This window comes from Pseudoalteromonas sp. 1181_04 (assembly GCF_052850545.1).
This window is the reverse complement of sequence record NZ_VXCS01000111.1, coordinates 1-341: the sequence shown is the minus strand read 5'-3', so window position 1 is coordinate 341 and position 341 is coordinate 1. Positions and strand designations below refer to the sequence as shown.

At 38.7% G+C, this 341-nt stretch carries 1 protein-coding gene; it reads left to right on the top strand.

The genetic code is table 11. The features are described from left to right. A partial coding sequence (locus tag FW757_RS23255; protein WP_446441799.1) for an ATP-binding protein occupies positions 1-261 on the top strand: 261 nt, incomplete at its 5' end. Between the last annotated feature and the right edge of the window lie 80 nt (positions 262-341).

Sequence of the window (341 nt, the reverse complement as noted above, 5' to 3'; positions counted from 1 at the left end):
TTAGACGACTGGGGGCTTGAACCACTGAGTGCACAGCAACGAGGTGACTTACTCGAATTAATCGATGCGCGGTATGGGTATAAATCACACATAATTATAAGCCAGCTACCACAGGAAAACTGGCATGAAATGATAGGAGAATCAACCCATGCTGACGCCATTTTAGATAGGCTAATTCATGGTTCAATTAAGTTGAACTTAAAAGGAGAATCGATACGAAAACAGTTAAATAAATTGACTGATGATGATCAGTTAAGCTAATTTAAAAACGGCTCTACAAAATGATAAATCAGGTGATCAAAGCTGATGAGAATCGGTGATCAAAGTCATGAGAATACGCA